At 38.7% G+C, this 23,159-nt stretch carries 14 protein-coding genes; 2 read left to right on the top strand and 12 right to left on the bottom strand.

Features of this window, described 5'->3' with window-relative positions; translation table 11 throughout:
* Positions 1-119: 119 nt before the first annotated feature.
* Complete coding sequence (locus R2R71_RS13935; protein ID WP_316831891.1) at positions 120-1,100, top strand: BtrH N-terminal domain-containing protein; 981 nt, start codon at positions 120-122, stop codon at positions 1,098-1,100.
* A gap of 239 nt (positions 1,101-1,339) precedes the next feature.
* On the opposite strand, the gene asnS is transcribed toward R2R71_RS13935, so the two are convergent.
* From asnS to lpdA, 10 genes are all read right to left on the bottom strand, one after another.
* Complete coding sequence (gene asnS, locus R2R71_RS13930; RefSeq protein WP_316831890.1) at positions 1,340-2,788, bottom strand: asparagine--tRNA ligase; 1,449 nt, start codon at positions 2,786-2,788, stop codon at positions 1,340-1,342.
* Positions 2,789-2,927: 139 nt separating this feature from the next.
* Entirely contained in the window at positions 2,928-5,114 is a 2,187-nt protein-coding gene (locus tag R2R71_RS13925) for an SEL1-like repeat protein (RefSeq protein WP_316831889.1), read from the bottom strand.
* A gap of 60 nt (positions 5,115-5,174) precedes the next feature.
* Positions 5,175-6,821: a M28 family metallopeptidase gene (locus R2R71_RS13920; protein ID WP_316831888.1), complete on the bottom strand. Its 1,647-nt coding sequence runs from the start codon at positions 6,819-6,821 to the stop codon at positions 5,175-5,177.
* A 220-nt stretch (positions 6,822-7,041) separates the two neighbouring features.
* Positions 7,042-8,028, bottom strand: coding sequence for a transglutaminase family protein (locus R2R71_RS13915; RefSeq protein WP_316831887.1), 987 nt, complete (start codon positions 8,026-8,028; stop codon positions 7,042-7,044).
* Between the two features lie 39 nt (positions 8,029-8,067).
* On the bottom strand, positions 8,068-9,003 hold the full coding sequence (locus R2R71_RS13910) for an alpha-E domain-containing protein (protein ID WP_316831886.1): 936 nt from the start codon (positions 9,001-9,003) through the stop codon (positions 8,068-8,070).
* A gap of 9 nt (positions 9,004-9,012) precedes the next feature.
* Positions 9,013-10,461 (bottom strand): circularly permuted type 2 ATP-grasp protein, encoded by a 1,449-nt coding sequence (locus tag R2R71_RS13905; protein ID WP_316831885.1) that lies wholly within the window; start codon positions 10,459-10,461, stop codon positions 9,013-9,015.
* 447 nt (positions 10,462-10,908) lie between these two features.
* Positions 10,909-11,436: a ferritin gene (locus tag R2R71_RS13900; RefSeq protein WP_316831884.1), complete on the bottom strand. Its 528-nt coding sequence runs from the start codon at positions 11,434-11,436 to the stop codon at positions 10,909-10,911.
* A gap of 343 nt (positions 11,437-11,779) precedes the next feature.
* Positions 11,780-12,139, bottom strand: a complete 360-nt coding sequence (locus R2R71_RS13895) for a hypothetical protein (RefSeq protein WP_316831883.1) — start codon at positions 12,137-12,139, stop codon at positions 11,780-11,782.
* Between the two features lie 245 nt (positions 12,140-12,384).
* Positions 12,385-13,230, bottom strand: a complete 846-nt coding sequence (locus R2R71_RS13890) for an MBL fold metallo-hydrolase (protein WP_316831882.1) — start codon at positions 13,228-13,230, stop codon at positions 12,385-12,387.
* Positions 13,231-13,471: 241 nt separating this feature from the next.
* A complete protein-coding gene (lpdA, locus tag R2R71_RS13885) occupies positions 13,472-14,860 on the bottom strand; it encodes a dihydrolipoyl dehydrogenase (RefSeq protein WP_316831881.1) in 1,389 nt (462 codons plus the stop codon).
* A 688-nt stretch (positions 14,861-15,548) separates the two neighbouring features.
* Between lpdA and R2R71_RS13880 the strand changes: the two genes are divergently transcribed.
* On the top strand, positions 15,549-18,902 hold the full coding sequence (locus R2R71_RS13880) for a TonB-dependent receptor domain-containing protein (RefSeq protein WP_316831880.1): 3,354 nt from the start codon (positions 15,549-15,551) through the stop codon (positions 18,900-18,902).
* Positions 18,903-19,501: 599 nt separating this feature from the next.
* On the opposite strand, the gene R2R71_RS13875 is transcribed toward R2R71_RS13880, so the two are convergent.
* Positions 19,502-20,683, bottom strand: coding sequence for an AIR synthase related protein (locus R2R71_RS13875; RefSeq protein WP_316831879.1), 1,182 nt, complete (start codon positions 20,681-20,683; stop codon positions 19,502-19,504).
* 295 nt (positions 20,684-20,978) lie between these two features.
* On the bottom strand, positions 20,979-23,153 hold the full coding sequence (locus R2R71_RS13870) for a glutamine synthetase III (RefSeq protein ID WP_316831878.1): 2,175 nt from the start codon (positions 23,151-23,153) through the stop codon (positions 20,979-20,981).
* Positions 23,154-23,159: the final 6 nt, after the last annotated feature.

The raw sequence follows: 23,159 nt of genomic DNA, 5'->3' as shown, positions 1-23,159 counted from the left end.
TCTGTGGCTCACAGACCATAAGTTAAGTATATAAGCGAGTAATAAAGTTCGAGCGGCTTTATTTAGCATCTCTGCCTTGGAAAAGCAGTGGAAGTGATCGAAAAAAAATAGATGGCAACATGAAGATTGAGCATTTAAAACCTTTTGATGGACAGCACTGCGAAACCACCGCAACAGGAACTTTGCTGCATCAGCTTGGTATTGAACTTTCAGAGCCCTTGCTTTTTGGGATTGGTGAAGGGTTGAGCTTTATTTATTGGAATATGAAAAGTATGGACTTCCCGTTTATGGGAGGAAGAATAAAAGCAGATCTTTTAACCCAAAATATTGCGAAGCACTTAAACCTCGAATTAACAGTTAAAGAAACTTCTTCTAAACTAAAAGCCTGGGATGAGGTAAAGCAACTGCTGGATAAAAGACAAGTAGTAGGACTAAAATTAGATTGTTATCACCTGGAATACTTTTCTAAGCCTTTTCATTTTGCCGGACACTATGCTGCTCTTTATGGTTATGACAGCGATAATGCATTTTTGGTAGATACCAGACAACAAGGTGGATTGGTGGAAACCTCTCTAGATAGTCTGGCGCTGGCCCGAGCTGAAAAAGGACCCATGGCCTCTAAGAACCTATTTTATACGATAAAACGTTTAGACAAGGAGCCTGATCTGAAAATTGTGATTCGGCAGGCAATTAAGAATAATGCAAAAGAATATCTGAATCCACCCATTAATAATATTGCCTATAAAGGAATTTTAAAAGCAAGTAGCGAAATAGTAAAGTGGTTTAATGCGAGTAAAAATATTTCCGATGAATTTGCACAATCGGCCATGATTATGGAAAAAGCCGGAACCGGTGGTGCTTTATTCAGGAATTTTTATCGCGATTTTTTGAAAGAAAGCTACGAATTACTCAAGCTTGATGAATTGAAAACAGGCTATGAGGCTTTTATAGAAATTGCCTCACTTTGGACAGCTGTGGCGCAATTATTCGAAAAAATAAGCCTGACCAGCGATTTAAAATATATTCAACAGGCAGCTGATATTTTAAAAATCATTTCAGATAAAGAAAAAAAAACAATGCAAGCTTTGTTAGCGATATAATACAGGAAACTTAAGCCCGTCTTTTGATATCGAGATTTGTTTTTTCTAAGCCCCAAACTTCTAAATTCTAGCCTTTCTAAAAACCACTATGATGGTAGGTAACCTGAGCTAAGCTCCAGATTTTTTTCTTACCCTGGTCTGTGGCTCACAGACCAGGGTACGGAAAATAAGTAAACAACAAAGCCGTTTGAACAATCAAACGGCTTTGTTGTTTTTTAAGCTTTAGCCTTCCTGCTTTCTTAAAATTCCGCGTTTTTAGGGAAACGAGGGAATGCAATTACGTCGCGGATGTTGGTCATACCGGTTACAAATAATACCAAACGTTCGAAACCTAAACCGAAACCTGCATGTGGGGCGGTACCAAAGCGGCGTGTATCTAAATACCACCAAAGTTCGTCCTGAGGTATATTCATGTCTTCCATGCGTTTAGTTAAACGGTCTAAACGTTCTTCACGCTGCGAACCACCAATCATTTCGCCAATGCCCGGGAACAAAATGTCCATAGCTGCAACGGTTTGTCTGCCTTCAGCATCTGGTTCGTTCTGACGCATGTAGAACGATTTGATATCTGCAGGGTAATCAGTCAAGATTACCGGTTTTTTGAAGTGTTTTTCTACCAGATAACGTTCGTGCTCGCTCTGTAAATCAGCTCCCCACTCATCAATCAGGTATTTAAATTGTTTCTTCTGATTTGGTTTAGAAGATTTTAATATTTTAATTGCTTCAGTATAAGTTAAACGTTCGAAATCGTTTGCCAGACAGAAGTCTAATTTTTCCAATAAGCTAAATTCGCTACGTTCATTCTGTGGTTTTTGTTTGTCTTCCTCAGCTAAACGAGCATTTAAAAATTCAAGTTCATCCTTGCAGTTATCCAAAGCATATTTAATTACATACTTCATCATGTCTTCTGCCAGCTGCATATTATCTTCCAGGTCGGCAAAAGCAAATTCAGGTTCAATCATCCAGAACTCGGCAAGGTGACGGGTAGTGTTTGAGTTTTCTGCCCTGAAGGTTGGCCCGAAGGTATAGATTTTACCAAATGCCATGGCTGCCAACTCACCTTCCAGTTGCCCGGAAACAGTTAAATTGGTTGCACGGGCAAAGAAATCCTGCGAAAAATCTACTTTCCCATCTTCAGTACGTGGGGTGTTATCAAAATCTAAAGTGGTTACCTTGAACATTTCACCTGCGCCTTCTGCATCACTAGCGGTGATTACAGGTGTGTGCATATAAACGAATCCACGTTCGTTATAAAACTGGTGGATGGCAAATGCCAGGGCATGGCGTACTTTGAAAACAGCGTTGAAAGTGTTTGTGCGGAAACGCAGGTGTGCAATTTCGCGTAAAAACTCTAAACTGTGTTTTTTAGGTTGTAAGGGGAATTTTTCAGGATCGCTATCACCTAAAATTTCAACTGAAGTAGCTTTAATTTCTACTGATTGTCCTTTTCCTAACGATTCGATTAAGGTACCAGTCGCTGCAATAGCTGCGCCAGTTGTAATTCTCTTCAACAGCTCATCTGGTAAATTATTAAAATCGATAACTACCTGGATATTGCTCATGCAACTTCCATCATTTAAAGCGATAAACTGGTTGTTACGGAAAGTTCTTACCCATCCCATAACGGTTACTTCTGTGCCAAATGCAGTCGATTTTAATAAATCTTTAATTTGCTGTCTCTTAATCATATTGTTATTTGTAAAAGGCGCAAATTTATAAAAAAAATATTGGTTCAGTAACTCATTGGTTCAATTGTTTATTGGTTAATTAACAGGTTAATTGAAAACTGCTTAATTGTTTAACTGCCAACTGAAAACCGCCAACTGTTTATTGATTTTTTCTGGTATAATCTCTGCTTTGCTGCCGTTCTATTGAACGTTGCAAAGCATCCATCGCTTGCTGATGCCTGTCTGACTCGGATTGCTTTCCTGTTCTGTAAGTGGCTTGCGGAATGTTGTTGTTAGGCATTGGCGAACTATTTTGTGTGCCCCCTTTGCCATAGGTTTTTTGCCACCATTCGTCATAAGATTCTCCTTGAGAGGAGCCTGAGCTTGTTCTCGAAGTTGTCGTCGCTGCTGTTGCAGCTTTTTGACGTGCCAGCTCTACTGCATTCAGGTAATCTTTTATTTTTTGTTTTTCCGTTAAAGCATCTTTTATGCCCATATCGGCAGCCTTCTGGTAATATTCCATGGCTGTTGTATAGCTGTTGTTAGGAGCCTTGCCCAAATGATGGAGAATGGCTAGGCCAAAATAGGCTGATGCATTATTTCCTTCAAAGGCTGAAATTTTCCACCATCGGTAAGCTTCTTCGTAATTTTTAGCGTCAAAAGCATCATAACCTTTAGCATAAGCATCTGAAGCTTCAGTTGTTTTAATGACTTTGTCTAAAGAATTTACTTTTATTAAAGCGAGCTGATTACCGGTTTTTGCAAATTCATTGTACCAATAACGGGCTTTTTTGTTATCAATTAAATAAGCAAACATATTTTGGGCTACTGGTGTGGGGTAATCATTTCCGGTAGCATACTCATACAGTAATCCTAAGGGATACATGGCCGCCTGATAACCTTGTGTTGCGGCTTTTTGGTAATAGTAAATGGCCGAATCGATTTCTTTTTTACCGGCGTTGATTTGGCCGTTTTGGAAACCTTGCGCCAGGTAGTAGGATGCAGAAGGAATATTGCCTTTTTTATCGTATTTCCTCAATAAGGCGATGGCTTCATTTTTGCTACCCTGGCTTTTCAGTAATTGGGCGGCGAGTAAACATGCTTGTTCCGGAGAACTGCTTTGCATTTTTGTAACAGTGATTTGGCTTTCATCGTTAATTAGCTTTCCCATTTTGTCGATACGAAGCCCCTCTTTTGTTGCCGTACCTACCTTTGCGGTCCCATCTGTGGCAAATACAGAAGCAGTTTTGTATTGCAGTGGAATAACGACCTTTCCTTTATTATCAATATAACCGAAACCTTGCCCGTATTTAAAAACGGCAGCCAGGCCCTGGCTAAACGGACTAATAACATTGTATTCAAAAGGCACAACCTGGCTGCCTTTTTTATCAATATAACCCCAGTTTCCGTTCAGTTTTACAGCGACTAAACCTTCTCTGAATTCATCAACCTTATCATACATAGGCGAAATTACCTGGTTTCCCTTTTTGTCGATATATCCCCATTTATCCTTAATCTTTACCGCTGCCAGGCCTTCATAAAACTCCTGTGCATTCTCATAGCTATATGGGATAATCAATTTGTCGCTGCTATCAATATAACCGAAGCCTTTGCCTTCAGCCCATACATGTGCCAGCCCTTCTGAAAATCGTCCTGCCTGGGTGTATTTGTATGGGATTACCATAGCGCCGGTGTTATCGCTGTAGCCAAAAAGCCCGTTCTTGTATCCAATGTAAAGATTTTGCACAGGTTTATCCTGGTTTTGCGCTGTTGTTGTACTGGTTTGGGTTTTGTTATCTTCCAGTATTTTACCGGTTTTATCTATATGTTGTGCCCACTTTTGTTTGGTATCCACCATGGCTACTCCATCAGAAAAAGGGTATGCACTCTTAAACTGCACGGGTATAACCATTTCCCCTTTTTGGTTAATATAGCCATAGCCCTCTCCGTAAACCAATGCCACATAAGCCAACCCTTCGCTGAAATTTCCAACCTTACTGTAAATAAACGGAACGATTTGTTTTCCGCTTTTATCAACATAACCCCATTTTTTATTGAGTTTAACCGCTGCAACACCTTCGTGAAAATCCTGGGTATCTTCGTACATTAACGGGATGACCACTTCACCCTGGTTATTGATAAATCCCTCGCCTTTTTCTTTTTCCCAAACATAGGCAAGCCCTTCTGAGAACTCGCCTGCAATTCGGTACTTATAAGGGATAACTAACTTCCCGCTTTTATCTTTATAGCCGATATTGCCTGCTGAATCTTTTACCTGGATGAGGTTTTGTGCAGAAGCAAAGAGGTTAATTCCTGTGAAAATTAGTAAGAGCGATAATTTTTTCATGGTGTAAGATTTTTTAAGTGCCGTTTTTTTTTGATTTTAAAGGATACCTGAAATAAGAAATTATTTACGCATCGATTCGTCTCTCGCCGCTTTAAACTCTGAGCCTTTTTTCCAGCCCGGAAAAGTTGTTTCATTGCTTAATTTATGACCAACACTAAATAAAATATTAGCAATTTGAGCAAAACCAGCAGTATTCATCTCTGGTGTATAATTGTCAGAAGGCTGGTGGTAATCTTTTTCATTATAAGCTAATCTTTGTTTTTTACCCCAATCGACGCCATGTTCCTTGCTATTGAAACCATTAACAATATCGATTGCCGGTACACCTACTTTGGCAAAGTTAAAATGGTCTGAACGGTAATAGCTGCCGGCGCCGGGCCTGGTATCACCGACTGCGGTAAGCTTATGCTGCTTTAAAACTGCAATAATGTAATCTTCGATAGCATTTTGTCCTTTCCCTTTTATGGAGATGTCTTCCGTTTCACCATAAAAGCCCAGTGCATCCATATTCAGGTCGGCTACCGTTTTATTTAAAGGATAAAGTGGATTTAAAGCATAGTATTCGGAACCTAGCAAGCCCTGTTCTTCGGCGGTTACCGCCAGGAAAACAATTGTACGTTCGGGTTTTTCTTTTGTCTCGTTAAATGCTTTGGCAATTGCTAACATTGCGGCAATGCCGCTGGCATTATCTACTGCACCATTGTAAACAGAATCGCCGTTAACGGCCTTGCCGATACCTAAGTGATCCCAATGGGCGGTGTAGATAATGGTTTCTTCAGGGCGTTTACTACCCGTTATTTTGCCCACGACATTTTGCGAAGTGGAATATTTGTATTTGTTCTGCAAGCCAACGGTAACTGATTGATTAAGCGGTACGGCTTTGAAATCTTTTCTTCGGGCATAAGCCCTGATATCGCCTTTTATGCCTGCATTTGCGAGTAGTTTCGTAGCGGCCTCTTCCGTTATCCATCCTTCGAGTTTACAGCGCGACTTGTATTTATCTGCCGACTGTAAATAGAGCCTTGAACCCGTGTTGCTGCTCGTAATTACCTGCCAGCCATAACTTGCAGGTTCGGTTTGATGAATAATGATGATGCCTGCAGCACCTTGTCGCGCTGCTTCTTCAAACTTATAGGTCCAGCGGCCGTAGTAAGTCATGGTGTCGCCACGAAATATTGTTTTATCGTTAGCTTTAAAACCTGGATCGCTGATTAAAACCACTACGGTTTTCCCTTTAACATCTAAATTTTTATAATCATTCCATTTAAATTCAGGAGCAACAATGCCGTAACCTGCAAAAACAAGAGGCGAGTTTTTGAGTTGAATGCTATCTTGCTCGCGACGGGTAAAAGCTACAAAATCTTTTACGGCTTTAAAAGACATATTTCCTTTTGGTCCGGTAACCTCCATCGTCGCCGAAGGGGTGGAAGTAACCTCCACCATGGGTACCTTCTGGATATAACTGTCGCCGTTACCAGGCTCAATACCAACTTTTTTTAACTCAAAAGTAATGTAATTGACCGTCTTCGTTTCGCCTGCTGTAAAAGGTTTTCTCCCTTCAAGCGAATCATTGGCTAAAACTGCTACATGTGATTTTATTGTTTCAGCAGCTATCGGGCCTAATACTGAAGTTTGTTTATCTTCTTTACAATTCGAAAACACTGCCGTGCTCAAAACTGCTAAAAATCCTATTTTAATTTTATTCATGTTTGGATGGTTTAATCGTTCATTTTTAACTACCAACTGCTAATTAGTCATTGTTAATTGGTTATTTATCAATTGGTAAACCCTGTATTCTTTTTCATTATAAAGCAAAAGCCATTGTATGAATATAAGCAAATTGCTGTTATTCACCCAATGGCTTTTATGCATCCGGATTGTAGGACTGAATAGGTAAACTTACCTCATCTTTAACTCCGGCTTATTGTTATTGCTGTTGCTGCTGCTGGATAGCTTCCATGTATTGCTGGTAGCTGTTTTTTTTACGGGCAGTTGTTAGTGTGGCAGAAGGTTTAGGGTAGTTTATTTCTTTAGGCTGGAAATAGTTTTCGTTGTCGTTTAAATCCTCATCATTATAACCCACCGATACATTTACCTCAAGTACGTGTTCGAATTCACCTTTATAAACACCCTTAACCGGAGAGCAATCGGCGAAATTTCTGCCCACAGCCAGGCGAACATGGTTCTCGTTGGCAATGCAGTTATTTGTTGGGTCGAGGCCCAGCCACCCGTATTCTGGTATAAAAGCTTCTGCCCAGGCATGAGTTGCGCCTTCACCACGCATGCCATCCCGGTTAGGGCAGATATAGCCACTCACATACCGTGCAGGAATTCCCGTTAACCTTAACATAGCTGTTAAAATATGCGCAAAGTCCTGGCATACCCCTGCTTTGAGTTTAAGTATTTCTTCTATAGTGGTATCTACGGCAGTAATGCCTTTAATGTATTCATAATTATTAAATACATGAGCACAATATTTAATTGAAGCTTGATAGGGGGTATCTTCCCTGTCTTTAATCGATAGTGCTGTTGTTGTTAATGTATCAATTCCCTTGAAAATTTCCTGTCTCAAATAGTCTATAAAAGGAACTTCGTACTTTATTTCTTCCAGGCTGTTCCATTGTGCACTGCTAAAAATATCGTCTTGCGGTAAAGGTTTCGCTGAAGTTTCGACACTTACCTTCGAAAAAATCTTTAACTGATTGTGTGGTTCGTTTTGTGTAAAAGTGCCTACTTCGTTTCCATAGTAATCGATAAAGATTTCAATTTCAGGGCTGCCCGAAATGTTCAGGTCGTGCTGTACAACCTTCTGGAATTCGTCTTTTATCGGGAACAGGATGATTTGATTTGCGCTATCCCTTACCGGCGATTCGTATTTATAGTTGGTAATGTGTTTAATTTTAAAAACTGGCATAAATGCGTTGTTATTCTGTTTGTAAATTAAAGTATGGCTTTATGAGTTTGCGAAATAATATTCATTCAATGCATTTCCGATACCGTAAAGTTCCGATCGGATTTGTGTCAGGTAATCATGTAATTGTTCCTCGCCCATAGTGTTTACCGAACTGTAGGTAATCATGCTTTTTAAACGGCCTATTTTAAACGACAGGTTGTTGTAATGTTCAATATTGTTTTCGCTCTTTAAACGTCCAAAATACCTTTCGATATTGTTCATCGAATAAAGGGCAGAACGTGGAAAATCGTTATTGAGCATTACCAATTCGATGATGTTTTTTGCGTCAAACCCTTGCCGGTATGTTTTAAGGTAAAGTTCGTAACCACCAAGTGAAAGCAATAGGTGTTTCCAGTAGGCAATATCGGTTAACAAATCTGGATTGGTGCTGATGGAACTGAACTTAATATCGAGGATATCTACCGATTGGATACTTCTTTCAAGGTGCTTACCAATTTTCATAAAACTACGGCTTTCACCTCGTTCCATGGCGCTGTCGGCCGTGCCATGGTAAAGCATAACCTGTTTTATCAAACTGTCAAGAGCAGTTATGGGGTCGTCTTTCTGCACGTACCACAGTAGTTTGTCATCTTTTACAGTATGGTAATATTCATTTAGGCATTGCCATAAATCTTTTGGAATGTGCTCCTGAACACTCCTGGCATTTTCTCTGGCAAGGGTAATAATATTTAAAATCGAATTTGGGTTTTCTTTGTTCAATAACAGGTATTCGATTACAGCACGGCTGTCGTGCTGGATGCTTAATAGTTCATTCTCATCATCAGAAGAGAAAATCCTGATAACGGGTTTCCAGGTAAACTCCTGAATAGTATCCTGTGCGGAAGCATAATTGATTTTTAACATGCGCAACATACCGTCGCTGCGCTCTACGTATCTGCTTAACCAATATAAGCTCGATGCTACTCTACTTAACATATTGTTATTCTAAGAAGTTAATACCCATGTGTCTTTGCTGCCACCGCCCTGAGAGCTGTTTACCACGAGCGAGCCTTCTTTTAGGGCTACCCTGGTAAGGCCACCCGGCACAATAGAAATGCCATCTGGCCCGTTTAATGCAAAAGGTCTCAGGTCGATTCTTCTGGGTGAAAGCTTTCCGTTAATAAAGCATGGGGCAGAAGAGAGGCTTATAGTTGGTTGTGCAATAAAATTTCTTGGGTCTTTTAGTATTTCAAGTTTATATTCGGCAATTTCCTGCTCGCATGCAGCATGCCCCATCAGCATGCCGTAACCACCGCTTCCATTAGTTTTTTTTATTACCATTTTATTAATATGCTCAAATACATATTTAAGCTCATCCGGATTGCTGAGCTGGTAAGTGGGTACATTTTTTAATATGGGCTCTTCATTAAGGTAATATTTTATCATGTCGGGCACATAGGTGTAAACCGCTTTATCATCGGCAACACCATTTCCAACAGCATTAATAATCGCAACGTTGCCTTTCCTGTAAGCAGCCATTAAGCCCGCTACACCTAAAACGCTGTTCGGGTTAAACACCAGCGGATCTAAATAGTCGTCATCAACACGACGGTAAATTACATCTATCTGTTGTAATCCGGTAGTGGTTTTCATGAATACTTTCTGGTTTTTAACCACCAAATCTCTGCCCTCTACCAGTTCAACGCCCATTAAACGGGCTAATGTAGTATGTTCATAATAGGCCGAGTTATACATACCTGGACTCAGCATCACAATGGTTGGATTAGAAACGGCTCTTGGCGAAAGGGCCATTAAGTTTTTGTAAAGGATTGCCGGATATTCAGTTACACTCCTTACACCGCATTGCGGGATGAGGTCAGGAAAAAGCCTCTTGGTAATTTCACGGTTTTCGAGCATGTAGCTCACACCTGAGGGCGTGCGCAGGTTATCTTCAAGTACATAAAAGGTGCCATCATGGTCGCGTATCAAATCTATGCCGGCAATATGGATATAAATATCATGCAATACATTAACGTTGTGCATTTCTCTTAAGAAATGCGGGCATGAATAGATTACGTTTATCGGAACAATTTTATCTTTTAAAATAAACTGATTGCTGTAAACATCTTTAAGGAAAAGGTTTAATGCTTTTAAACGCTGTTTGATCCCTTTTTCGATAAAAGACCATTCTCCGGAAGTGATAATACGCGGAATAATGTCGAAAGGGAAAATTTTCTCAATTCCTTCGCCGCTATCATAAACTGTAAAGGTAATCCCCTGGCTCATGAATAGTTTTTTAGCCAGTTCTTCTTTTTTGTTTAAATTGTCGAGTGATTCTTTAGCGAAATTATTGATGAAATTTGAATAGTGATTTCTGTAATTATCGCTATTCAAGAACATTTCATCGTAGGTATTTGGATGATTTAAGTAATTTTTTATAAAATTTTCTATCATTTGACTTAAATATTTCCTTAAAGTATAATTTTTAGTTGTAAATAGTATTGTTTTTTTATATAAAAAATATAAAATTAACTAATAACTATTTATTTATATGTTATTTTTTGGTTTATTTTTAGGTGATTATGTTTTTTAAGGTATTTTTTATGAAGAAATTGAATTATTTTCTTGTTTATGTCGATAATGTTCGTACATTTGTAATGCTCGTTAATTATTATTATATATTTGGTTTAAAAAAAGCGCTGGTAACGGCGCTTTTTTTATAAAAATCTTAAGAATTATTCATAATCAACATAAACCAAACAACCTAAACTAAACCAAAAAGCTTCTCCATTTGGAGAAGCTTTATTTTTTAAGGAGGATTTGGAGGACTTAGCCTTAAAATAAAAAAAAAGCTATCTCAATTTTCATCGGAATAGCTTTCTCTAATATATGTTTTGTTAGTTATTGTTCTGAGTAAGTGATTTTATTAACGTGTTTGTCAATTTCCCATCTTCCTGTTCCTTCTTCACCAATTACTTCGAATAATTCTAAAGCACGGCGGGCTTTGTATTCTTCTTCACGTTGTTCTTTAAGGAACCAGTTTAAGAATTCCATAGTAACAAAATCTTGTTCTTTCTGGCATTTAGCATAAATGTTTTTGAAACTCTGGGTAATTGCAATTTCTGCTTCCAAAGCATCTTCAAAAACTTCTCTGAAGCCTGCGAAATCCGTTTTAATACCTGTTACTTCCGGAGAAATAGCATTACCACCCATGTCTAAGACATATTTAAACAATTTTAACTGGTGTACTCTTTCTTCTTCTGATTGGTTTGTGAAATAATCGGCAGAAAAATCGTAACCATTTTGGTTACACCATGATGCCATTGCTAAATATAATGATGATGAGTGTGCCTCTTTCTTGATTTGCTGATTTAATAATGCTTCAATATCCTGTGATATTAAACATTTGATACGCATTAGATCTTTCATGTTGTTGTGCTTTAATAACAATACAAATGTAAGGCGAATTTGTTCATTTGTATCAATTATTTGCTATATGAAATTAGTCTAAATTGCTCATCAGCAAGTATTTATAATGAGTTTAAATAAGGATGAAAGATGGGAGGTGTAGAATGTAGAATGTATGATGTATGATGTAAGATGTAAGATGTAAGATGGAAGAGCTTGATAGTCAAGTGTAAGGTGTTGGTTACAGGTGATCTGGTGTAAGGATACCTTGATTAAAACAATGATGCTTTATATTGCGGCAGGAAGATCCGGATGGGATTAGTGTTTTGCCTGTAAAGAGAGGAAAGGGAAACTTCAGCGATGATTAAACAACCAATCTGTTTAAACAATCATTAACCATGTGGTTAAGTTTAAACATGGTAAAGGTGCCTTGCAATAAATCTTTAAAAGCAATGATTTCTAATGCGCTTAATAAATAGATGTGTTCACAACCATTAAAAGTTACCAGTTCGAAATCAGCTTTACGGGTATTTAGTAATAAATCTTCGATATTAATGTCTTCAACAACTTTTTTAAGCTTTTGAAGGGAAAGGCAGTTGTAACGGGCAAACTTTCCGCCGAAGTCAACATAAAAGCAGTTTAACTTATCCGACTGATAAACAGCGCCCTGGGTATTTGAGAATACGTTAATCAGTTCGTTAATATCTACACACGCTTTTTCCATTGGGTACAAAAATTGGTATTATTTAGATTAAATACAAATAAAAGTGAAAATAAATGCTAATGGTTGATGTAAGATGTAATATGGATGATGTAATGTAATATGAGTGGTTTGAAATGGTTGATAGAAAATGGAAATTACCGGATAGGAATTGCTCTCTGATTTTACATTTCAGTTTTAAATCATTGAACTCTAGTTCTAAGCCCTAAGCCCTGGCTACTAACCCTTTTTCTTTAAACTTTCGCCTTTTAGCTTTCTATATCCGCAAGTTTGAAAGTCTCGGCCACTCTGATTCCTTTTTCTGTGCGTTGTAGTGTGCAGCATTCATTTAGCGGGTCGTGTTCGAGGTATAAGATATAGTTCTGGTTTACGGCTTCTTCTAAAAAGGCTTGCTTTTCGGTTAGGGTTTTTAAAGGAAACATATCGTAAGCCATTACGTAGGGCAGGGGCAGGTGACCTACCGAAGGCAATAAATCGGCCATGTAAACAATGGTTCTGCCTTTATAGTTTATTTTAGGTAGCATCATGGCATCGGTATGGCCGTAGGCAAAGCTGATGTTTACGCCTGGCTGCCAGGTAATATTTTCTTTTTCTGCTACGAACTTAAGTTGCCCGCTTTCCTGGATAGGTAAAATGTTTTCTTTTAGAAATGATGCCTTTTCCCTTGCATTAGGTTCAGTTGCCCATTGCCAGTGTTTTTCATTGCTCCAGTAGTGGGCATTTTTAAAAGCTGGAATAAGTTTCTCGCCATCACGGATAATAGCCCCGCCAACATGGTCGAAATGCAGATGGGTTAGGAAAACGTCAGTAATATCCTCCCTGCTGAAACCAAGTGCCTGCAGCGATTTGTCCATCGAATCGTTGCCATGTAAATAATAGTGGCTGAAAAACTTCTCATCCTGCTTATCACCAATGCCGGTATCAATCAGCGTTAGCTTATTTCCATCTTCAATTAAAAGACAGCGCATGGCCCAGGTGCAAAGGTTATTTGCATCGGCAGGGTTGGTTTTTTGCCATATTGCTTTAGGTACAACGCCAAACATTGCGCCGCCATCTAATTTAAATAGTCCGGTATCTATGGTGTGGAGTTTCATTTGTGTAGTAGCAGGTTTTTAGTATCAAGTATCTAGTAGTAAGTATCGAGTATCAAATGGTGATAAGGAAAACGAATGGGCTAAAAATAAGAAAACCCTTCAGAACTAACTAAAGGGTTTTCAAGATAATTAAGTTTTATTATTCGTTGCCTTTCAGCCTTGAACTTTCACTTTTCAGCTTTGAGCTTTCGCCTTTTAGCTTTGAGCTTTGAGCTTTCAGCTTTCTGCTTTCTGCTTTTGCTTACAAATGGATTACTTCTCCGTAGGCATCAGCGGCCGCTTCCATAATGGCTTCGCTCATGGTTGGGTGCGGGTGAACAGATTTTATCATTTCGTGTCCGGTAGTTTCAAGTTTACGGGCAACCACGATTTCAGCAATCATTTCGGTAACGTTAGCACCAATCATGTGTGCGCCAAGCAATTCGCCGTATTTAGCATCGAAAATTAGTTTTACAAAACCATCTTTAGCACCTGCAGCACTTGCTTTACCCGATGCAGAGAATGGGAATTTACCAATTTTCAATTCGTAACCAGCGGCTTTAGCTGCTTTTTCAGTATAACCTACAGAAGCAATTTCTGGTGTGCAATAGGTACATCCTGGGATATTGTTGTAATCCAGTGGTTCAGCATGCTGGCCAGCAATTTTCTCTACACAGATAATACCTTCTGCTGAGGCAACGTGTGCAAGCGCTTGTCCGCCTACCACATCACCAATTGCATAATAACCTTTTACTGAAGTGTTGTAAAACTCGTCGGTAACGATTTTGCCTTTTTCAGTTTTGATACCGGTTTCTTCTAATCCGATATTTTCGATGTTCGCCACAATACCCGCTGCAGAAAGTACGATATCCGCCTCGATGGTTTGCATACCTGAAGCCGTTTTCACCGAAACTTTACAGCCTGAACCGCTGGTATCAACCGACTCAACAGAAGCTGAAGTCATTACATCGATACCTGTTTTCTTTAAGCTGCGCAATAATTGTTTTGAAACGTCTTCGTCTTCAACCGGTACTACGTTTTCCATAAACTCAACAATGGTTACTTTTGTACCCATAGTAGCATAGAAATAAGCAAACTCAACACCAATGGCACCAGAACCTACAACAACCATACTCTTTGGTAATTCAGGAAGTACCATTGCCTGGCGGTAACCGATAATTTTTTTGCCGTCTTGTTTCAGGTTAGGTAACTCTCTTGAGCGTGCACCTGTTGCAATGATAATATTTTTTGCTGTTAACTCTTTTTGAGTGCCATCAGCGCCTTTAACTTCTAGTTTATTGCCTGGCTTTACTTTACCAGTACCCATGATCACGTCAATTTTATTTTTTTTCATTAAAAACTGAACGCCTTTACTCATACCATCAGCAACACCACGACTGCGTTTTACAACAGCTGCAAAATCGGCAGTAGCTTCTGCCGTAGTAATGCCATACTCGGCAGCATGGTTAATATATTCGAAAACCTGAGCACTTTTTAAAAGTGCTTTTGTAGGGATGCAGCCCCAGTTTAAACAAATACCACCTAATGATTCACGCTCTACAATGGCAACTTTCATTCCTAATTGTGAAGCTCTGATTGCAGCTACGTAACCACCTGGGCCGCTGCCTAAAACAATAACGTCGTAGTTCATATCTATTTTAAAGAGATTTCTTTTAGTTGTTTTGTATTATGGTAATCTCCGGCTAAGGAGAAGGCTCTAATGATAGATTTCCCTCGCTTTTATAACTATATCAGCATTACATTTTAAAAAACGCAAGTTTCTTATAATCCCCAAAACTATAAAAAAAATGTTAATTGATTTGGTGGTAATTTAAGATAGACGGTTAAAAAGCGTAAAATTTACAATCATTTCATGTTTGCCGATATGGAAGTAATTATCTATTAATGGATCTCTCCAAAATATTATACTGCAATCGCCTTTGCCCGGGAAAGACTTGGTTTTGTTTGATAGCTGGAAGCGTAAAATATTCTGTTTTAGTAAGGTACCTGCAGTTGCTTCCGATAATTAAATGGCTATAAATTCGAAATGTTAAAATTTCCGGTTATTTTTTGAATAATATTATTGTTAAAGATTATTTAATATGGTTTTTTGAAATAATACAATTCTTTTTTGTTGAAAATTCATTCAATTAGGCAAGTTATTGATAAACTGAAAGTTATAATATTTAAAAGTGATGTTAATTGTTGAAAAGTTTTGTGATAGTTAATAATAATTTAACATTGAATGTTAAAATGTGTTAAAAATTAATAAGTACATTTGCGGCATAAATTCATTATCGATTTATTATTCAAAAACAAAACAATTAAAAAATCAAAGTATGAAGAAATCTTTACTTTTAAGATTAGTACTTGTTATCGTGGCTTTTGTAGGGATTACCTTAGGTGCAAATGCACAGGTAACTACATCGTCTATGACAGGAACCATTAAGGACGACAAAGGGACATTACCTGGTGCAAGCATTAAAGCTACACACACACCAACAGGTACAGTTTACACCGTATCTACAAACAACGATGGTCGCTTTACCATTGGTGGTATGCGTGTTGGTGGTCCTTATACCATCGAAATCAGTTTCGTAGGTTACAAGCCAGAAAAACAAACTGAAGTTTACTTAAAATTAGGTGAGCCATATGTTTTAAATACTGTTTTAACTGATAACAGTGCAACATTATCTGAAGTTAAAATTGTTGGTCAGGGTACTAATTCAATTTTAAATTCAAATAGAAATGGTGCAAGTACTGTTGTTAACAAAGCACAGATCCAGTCGTTACCAACCATTACCCGTAGTGTAAACGATTTAACACGTTTAACGCCACAGGCAAACGGTACTTCAATTGGTGGTGGTAACTACCGTTCAAATAACTTTACTGTAGATGGTGCTAACTTCAACAACCAGTTTGGTATTGGTCAGAACATCCCTGCAGGTGGTTCACCAATCTCAATTGATGCGTTAGAGCAGATTTCCATCAACGTTACACCTTATGATGTACGTCAATCAGGTTTTACAGGTGGTGCAGTTAGTGCAGTAACCCGTTCAGGTAGCAATACTTTCCAGGGAAATGCATTTTATACCATGCGTGGTGATGAGCAACAAGGAAAAAAAGTAGGTGGTACTACAGCTGATCTTGTTCTTCAGAAATTAGATGAGAAAAATTACGGCTTCAGCTTAGGTGGTCCGATTATTAAAGATAAATTATTCTTCTTTGCCAACTATGAGAAGAAAATTACTACTCAGCCAGGAACACAAAGAATTGCTTCTTCAGCAGCAACACCTTACTCAACTGCTTTCCCAAATGCAGTACAGGCTTCTGAAACTTTCTTAAACCAGGTGAGTTCTTATTTATTGAACAACTATGGTTATGCTACTGGTCCTTATCAGGGTTATTCTCAGGTAAGTGATAACGAAAAAATGTTTGCTCGTTTAGACTGGAACATTTCTAAAAATCACCGTTTCAGTGTACGTTACAACCAGGTAGAAAGTAAATCACCTTCTTCGGCAAGTACATCAGTATCTAACTCAGGTGTTACAGGTGCTTTAGCATACGGTAACAGCAGATCAGGTACCGCTAGAAACGCAGGTTTACCTTTCGCAAATTCAAACTACTACCAGGCAGCAAACTTGTATTCAGGTGTAGCTGAGTTAAACTCAAACTTTGGTAGCAAAGTAACCAACGTATTGCGTGCTACTTATTCTCACCAGAACGACCCTCGTACATCTGATAGTTCTCCATTCCCATTGGTAGATATTCTTGATGGAACACAATCTTCTGCAAACGCTGGTAACGTTTTAACAACTTTTGGTTACGAAGCATTTACTTATGGTAACTTAAGAGATGTTAAAGGTTATACTTACAGTGATGATTTAAGTTTAGCTTTAGGTAAACATAACATTACTTTAGGTTTACAGGCAGAATTCAGTACTACTAAAAATGGTTTCCAGAGATATGGTACAGGTTTCTATACCTTCGCTTCATGGAACGATTTTATCACAAATCAAAAACCATTACAATATTCAGTAACTTATCCTTTAACTGCTGATGGTTCTCAGGCTTATCCAAGCTTCAAATTCAACCAGTACTCAGCTTATTTACAAGATGAGTTTAACGTAACTGATCGTTTTAAATTAACTGCTGGTATCAGATTTGAAAGAGCAAGCTATCCAGATGTTACCGAAATCAGAACTCACCCTTTAGTAGCAGCTCAAACTTTTGCTGATGGCAAAAAAGTTGATACAGGTGTTTTACCAGAAAACAGAATCTCTTACTCACCACGTTTTGGTTTTAACTGGGATGTGAATGGCGACCGCTCGTTACAAGTACGTGGTGGTTCAGGTATCTTCACTGGCCGTGTACCATTTGTATGGATTGTTTCTCAATCAGGTGATGCTGGTTTATTACAATACTTACAAGTATATTCAGGACAAGCCAATACACCTTCTTTCAACCCAAGTATTGCACCTAATTTACTTACCTCAACTAAACCAGCTGCAGGTACAAGTATCCCAGGTACAATCAGTGTAATGTCTCCTACACTTAAATTACCTCAAACATGGAAATCAAGTTTAGCTTTCGATGCTAAATTACCATGGGGTATCGTAGGTACATTAGAAGGTATCTATGGCAGAGACTTAAATGTTGCTGTAGCTAAAAATGTTAACTTAGTTAACCCAACAAACTTAAATATCTCAGGATATCCTGATAACAGACCAATGTATCCAAACTCTGTAGCTGGAAGACAAGTTGTTGATATTAACTCAGCAGGTATACCAGTTCAAAATGGTACAAGTGCATTAAACGTTACAGAAATGACTAACTCAAAAGGTGGTTACAACTGGATGGTTACTGCGCAGTTAACAAAACAGTTTGGTAATGGTATCGGTGCAATGATCGCTTATACTAAATCAGACCAACGTAACTTTGGTGATGGTGCTGGTGACCAGTTAGGTAACTTATGGTCAATTCCACAAACTTCAGGTAATCCGAATATGCCAACATTAAGCTATTCAGATAACTTAAACCCTGATCGTATTGTTGCTAATATTTCTTATCGTAAAGAGTTCCTTAAAAACTTAGCGAGTTCATTCTCATTATTCTATCAAGGTTCAAGACAAGGAAGATTCTCGTATACTTATAACGCCGATTTCAACCGTGACGGTGTATCAGGAAACGACTTGATCTATATCCCTAGAAATGCTTCAGAAATTACTTTCGTAGCACAAACTGTTGGAACTGGTGCAACTGCTAGAACTTACACTGCACAAGAGCAAAGCGATATCTTCGAGGCTTACATTGCACAAGATCCTTATTTAAGCAAACACAGAGGTGAGTATGCACAACGTAACGGTGCGACACTTCCTTGGAGAAACCAATTCGATTTAAGATTTACTCAGGAAGTATTCAAAAACTTCGGTAAAACTAAAAATTCATTCCAGTTTACTGTTGATATCTTTAACCTTGGTAACTTGTTAAACCGTAAATGGGGTAACGTAAACTTCGTTAACAGTTCATCAATCCTTGTTCCGACAAATGCTTCTGCAGTTAACGATACAACAAGACCAACGTTTAGATTAAATACAGTAAGTAATGATGTAGTTCGTGAAACTTATGGTACATCACAAACTATTTCTTCAACTTACTACATGCAGTTTGGTGTTCGTTATAACTTTAACTAAAACTTACTCAAATGTTTTAGAAGCCCCAACCCATCGGTTGGGGCTTTTTTTGTGCTTAAGATTTTTCAATTTGATCGGTTGTCATTCCCACGCAGCCCTTCTCGATTTTTATTGCAATTAGGCTGGTTGGGCGGTCGTCATTGCCGCGCAGGCGGGAATCTTAATGCTGTAGAAAGTTAGTGCCTCTTCATTTTCATAGCTTTAAGATTTCCAGTCGAGCTGGAAATGACGGATTTTGGAATGGGTCGTTTCATTTATGAGTATTCGTATAGAGGTACTCTCTCATTCCTATATTTAAAGAAATAGAGCTATTAGGACGATCGTCATTCCCATGCAGGCAGCCTATCCCGATTTTTATTGGAATTAGGCTGGTTAGGCAGTCGTCATTCCCGTACGAACGGGATGTATCCCGCGCAGGCGGGAATCTTAATGCTGTAAAAAGTTAGTACCCTCTTCATATCCATCGCTTTAAGATTCCCAGTCAGGCTGGGAATGACGGATCTTGGAGTAGGTAGCCTCAACTTTCAATCTCCTTAAACCAAAACCGGCCTTGAACTTTACGTTTCAAGGCCGGTTTTAATATCATATAAGTCTGCGTACTAATTATACACAAAAGTACCCTTCTCACTTTCAATCGTTACCTGCTTCTGTTCACCTTCTTCTACGCGACCGATAATCTGTGCATCGATACCGAAGCCTTGAGAGATCGCAATAATGTCGGCTGCGATTTCCTGCGGCACGTATAGCTCCATTCTGTGCCCCATATTAAACACTTTATACATCTCTTTCCAGTCTGTTCCTGATTCTTCCTGAATAAGCTTAAAAAGTGGCGGAACAGGGAAGAGGTTATCCTTAATGACATGGATATTATCATTTACGAAATGAAGCACTTTAGTTTGTGCGCCACCACTGCAATGTACAATACCATTAATCTGGCTGCGGTAGCTTTCCAGTATTTTCTTAATGACTGGTGCATAAGTACGGGTAGGAGAAAGTACCAGTTTGCCCGCAGTGATTTTACCAAAACCTTCTACATCTATTTCATCTGTAAGTCCTTTCTTTCCTGAAAATACCAGGTCAAAAGGAACAGCAGGATCAAAACTTTCAGGATAACTGTTGGCAATGGTTTTATTGAATACATCATGGCGGGCAGAAGTTAATCCATTTGAACCCATACCACCATTATATTCTGTTTCGTAGGTAGCTTGACCAGATGAAGCCAAACCAACAACTACATCACCAGGTTTAATGTTGTCATTACTGATGACGTCTTCACGTTTCATTCTGCAGGTTACTGTCGAATCAACGATGATGGTTCGCACTAAGTCGCCCACATCAGCGGTTTCACCTCCGGTAGAGTAAATTGAAATGCCTTGTTCGCGTAAGTCAGCCAGAATTTCCTCTGTTCCGTTAATCACTGCTGCAATCACTTCGCCGGGAATCAGGTTTTTGTTACGGCCAATCGTAGACGACAAAAGGATGTTATCGGTAGCTCCAACGCAAATCAGGTCATCTATATTCATGATGATGGCATCCTGGGCAATACCTTTCCAAACGGAGATATCGCCGGTTTCTTTCCAGTAAACATAAGCTAAAGATGATTTGGTACCGGCACCATCAGCATGCATAATGTTGCAGAAATCTTCCTCGTTGCCTAAAATGTCTGGAATGATCTTGCAGAATGCTTTCGGGAAAATTCCTTTATCGATATTTTTGATGGCGTTATGCACATCTTCTTTTGAGGCAGAAACGCCACGCTGATTGTACCTGTTATCACTCATGTTGCCGCAAAGATAGCAAATAGAGGTAGAAGGTAAAAGGTAAAAGGTAAAAGGTAAAAGGTTTTTAGCATAGTTCAACAATGATCAAACAGTGTAATCTTATAATCGGTGTAATCACCCGCGAAGCGTAATCAGTTGGCAGTTTCCAATTTGCAGCTGGCAGTTACGAATGACCAATTAACCAATGACCAACGAACTAATGACCAACGAACTATTGACCCAACAAAAAAAAGCGCAAAGTTTTCACTTCACGCCTTTTCTTTCTGCTTTAAGCTTTAAGCTTTCCTCTTTCCGCTTATTTCATGAATAACAATTCTCTGAATTTCGGTAACGGCCAAACGCTGTCGTCAACAATTTGCTCTAGTTTATCAGCGTGGTAACGGATCGTATCGAAGTAAGATTTAACTTTCTCATCGTAAGCAATTGCTTTCTCACGTGTATCTTCCAGTTTGTTGGTTACTTTACGCTCTTCAAGCATCGCATCGATATTTGATTTAACGATATCTAAGTGCTCAGATAGTTTTTTAACAATTTCTAAAGAAGCTTTGCTATCTACACCGATTTCTTTCAAACCTTTAACGTTAGCAATTAACGAGTTTTGGTAAGCAATAGCAGCAGGAATGATCGCTGTATTTGCTACTTCACCCATTACACGTGCTTCGATCTGTAGTTTTTTATAGAAGTTCTCTAGCATGATTTCATGACGGGCATGGATTTCACGTGCGCTATAGATACCTGTAGTGGCAAATAACTCAGCAGATTTATCAGTTAAATAAGCATCTAAAGCTTTAGGTGTAGTTTTGATATTTGATAAACCGCGTGCTGCAGCCTCATCTTCCCACTCCTGGCTATAACCATTTCCTTCGAAACGGATAGATTTAGATTCTTTGATGTATTTTTTGATTACTGTTAATAAAGCGATATCTTTTTTATCACCTTTTTTGATCAGTTTATCAACTTCAACTTTGAATTTAGTTAACTGCTCAGCCATGATCGCGTTTAAGATCGTCATTGGTGCTGAAGAGTTTGCAGAAGAACCTACTGCTCTTAACTCAAATTTATTTCCTGTGAAGGCGAAAGGAGAAGTACGGTTACGATCAGTATTATCCAATAAAATCTGAGGGATTTTAGGGATACCTAACCAAAGTGCGTTATCTTCTTTAATTTTTTTGCTGATACGTGAGTGCTCAATCTCGTCTAATACATCGTTCAATTGTGAACCTAAGAAGATAGAGATAATTGCTGGTGGCGCCTCGTTAGCACCTAAACGGTGATCGTTGCTTACCGATGCAATACTTGCACGTAATAGATCTGCATGCTCGCTAACTGCTTTAATCGTGTTTACGAAGAAAGCTAAGAACATTAAGTTATTTTTAGGTGTTTTACCTGGCGCTAATAAATTTTTACCAGTATCGGTAATTAACGACCAGTTATTGTGTTTACCTGATCCGTTGATACCAGCATATGGTTTCTCGTGTAATAATACACGGAAGTGGTGACGACGGGCAACTTTTTCCATCAAATCCATCAACAATTGGTTGTGGTCGATCGCTAAGTTGATTTCTTCATAAATAGGAGCACACTCAAATTGAGAAGGCGCAACCTCATTGTGACGGGTTTTTAAAGGAATACCTAATTTTAAAGCTTCGTTTTCGAAGTCTACCATATACGTGAAAACACGCTCAGGAATAGAACCGAAATAGTGATCTTCTAATTGTTGTCCTTTAGCAGACATGTGTCCGAATAAAGCACGGCCGGTTAACAATAAATCCGGACGGGCATTAAATAACGACTCGTCAACTAAGAAATATTCCTGCTCAATACCTAGAGAAGCATTTACTTTAGTGATGCTTTTATCGAAATACTGGCAAACATCAACAGCAGCTTTATCTAAAGCAGCTAATGCTTTTAATAAAGGCGCTTTGTAATCTAAAGCCTCACCGGTGTAAGAAACAAATACAGTTGGGATACAAAGTGTTTTACCTGCTTTACTTTCCATAATGAATGCCGGAGAAGATGGGTCCCATGCAGTGTAACCACGAGCTTCGAAAGTGTTACGAATACCACCGTTCGGGAAGCTTGATGCATCTGGTTCTTGCTGAACCAATGCACTGCCAGCAAATTTCTCGATAGCACCATCGCCGCTAGGTTCAAAAAATGAATCGTGCTTTTCAGCAGTTGTACCTGTTAAAGGCTGGAACCAGTGTGTATAATGTGTTGCTCCAGCGCTCATTGCCCATGCTTTCATGGCTGTTGCAATCTGGTTAGCGTCATCAGAATTAATTAATTCACCTTGATTGATTGATGAAATTAATTTTTCATACACGTCTTTAGATAAGAAATCTCTCATTTTTTTCTTATCAAATACATTAGCGCCAAAAAAGTCAGAAATTTTCGATGAAGGAGATTTAACTTCTGGTGAAATTCTGTTTTGAGCCTCTTTTAATGCGATGGTTCTTAAGCTTTTCATTAATTT

The sequence above is a fragment of the Pedobacter aquatilis genome (assembly GCF_032678405.1).
GTDB classification, from domain to species: Bacteria; Bacteroidota; Bacteroidia; order Sphingobacteriales; family Sphingobacteriaceae; genus Pedobacter; species Pedobacter aquatilis_A.
This window is presented reverse-complemented; position numbering and strand designations above follow the sequence as displayed.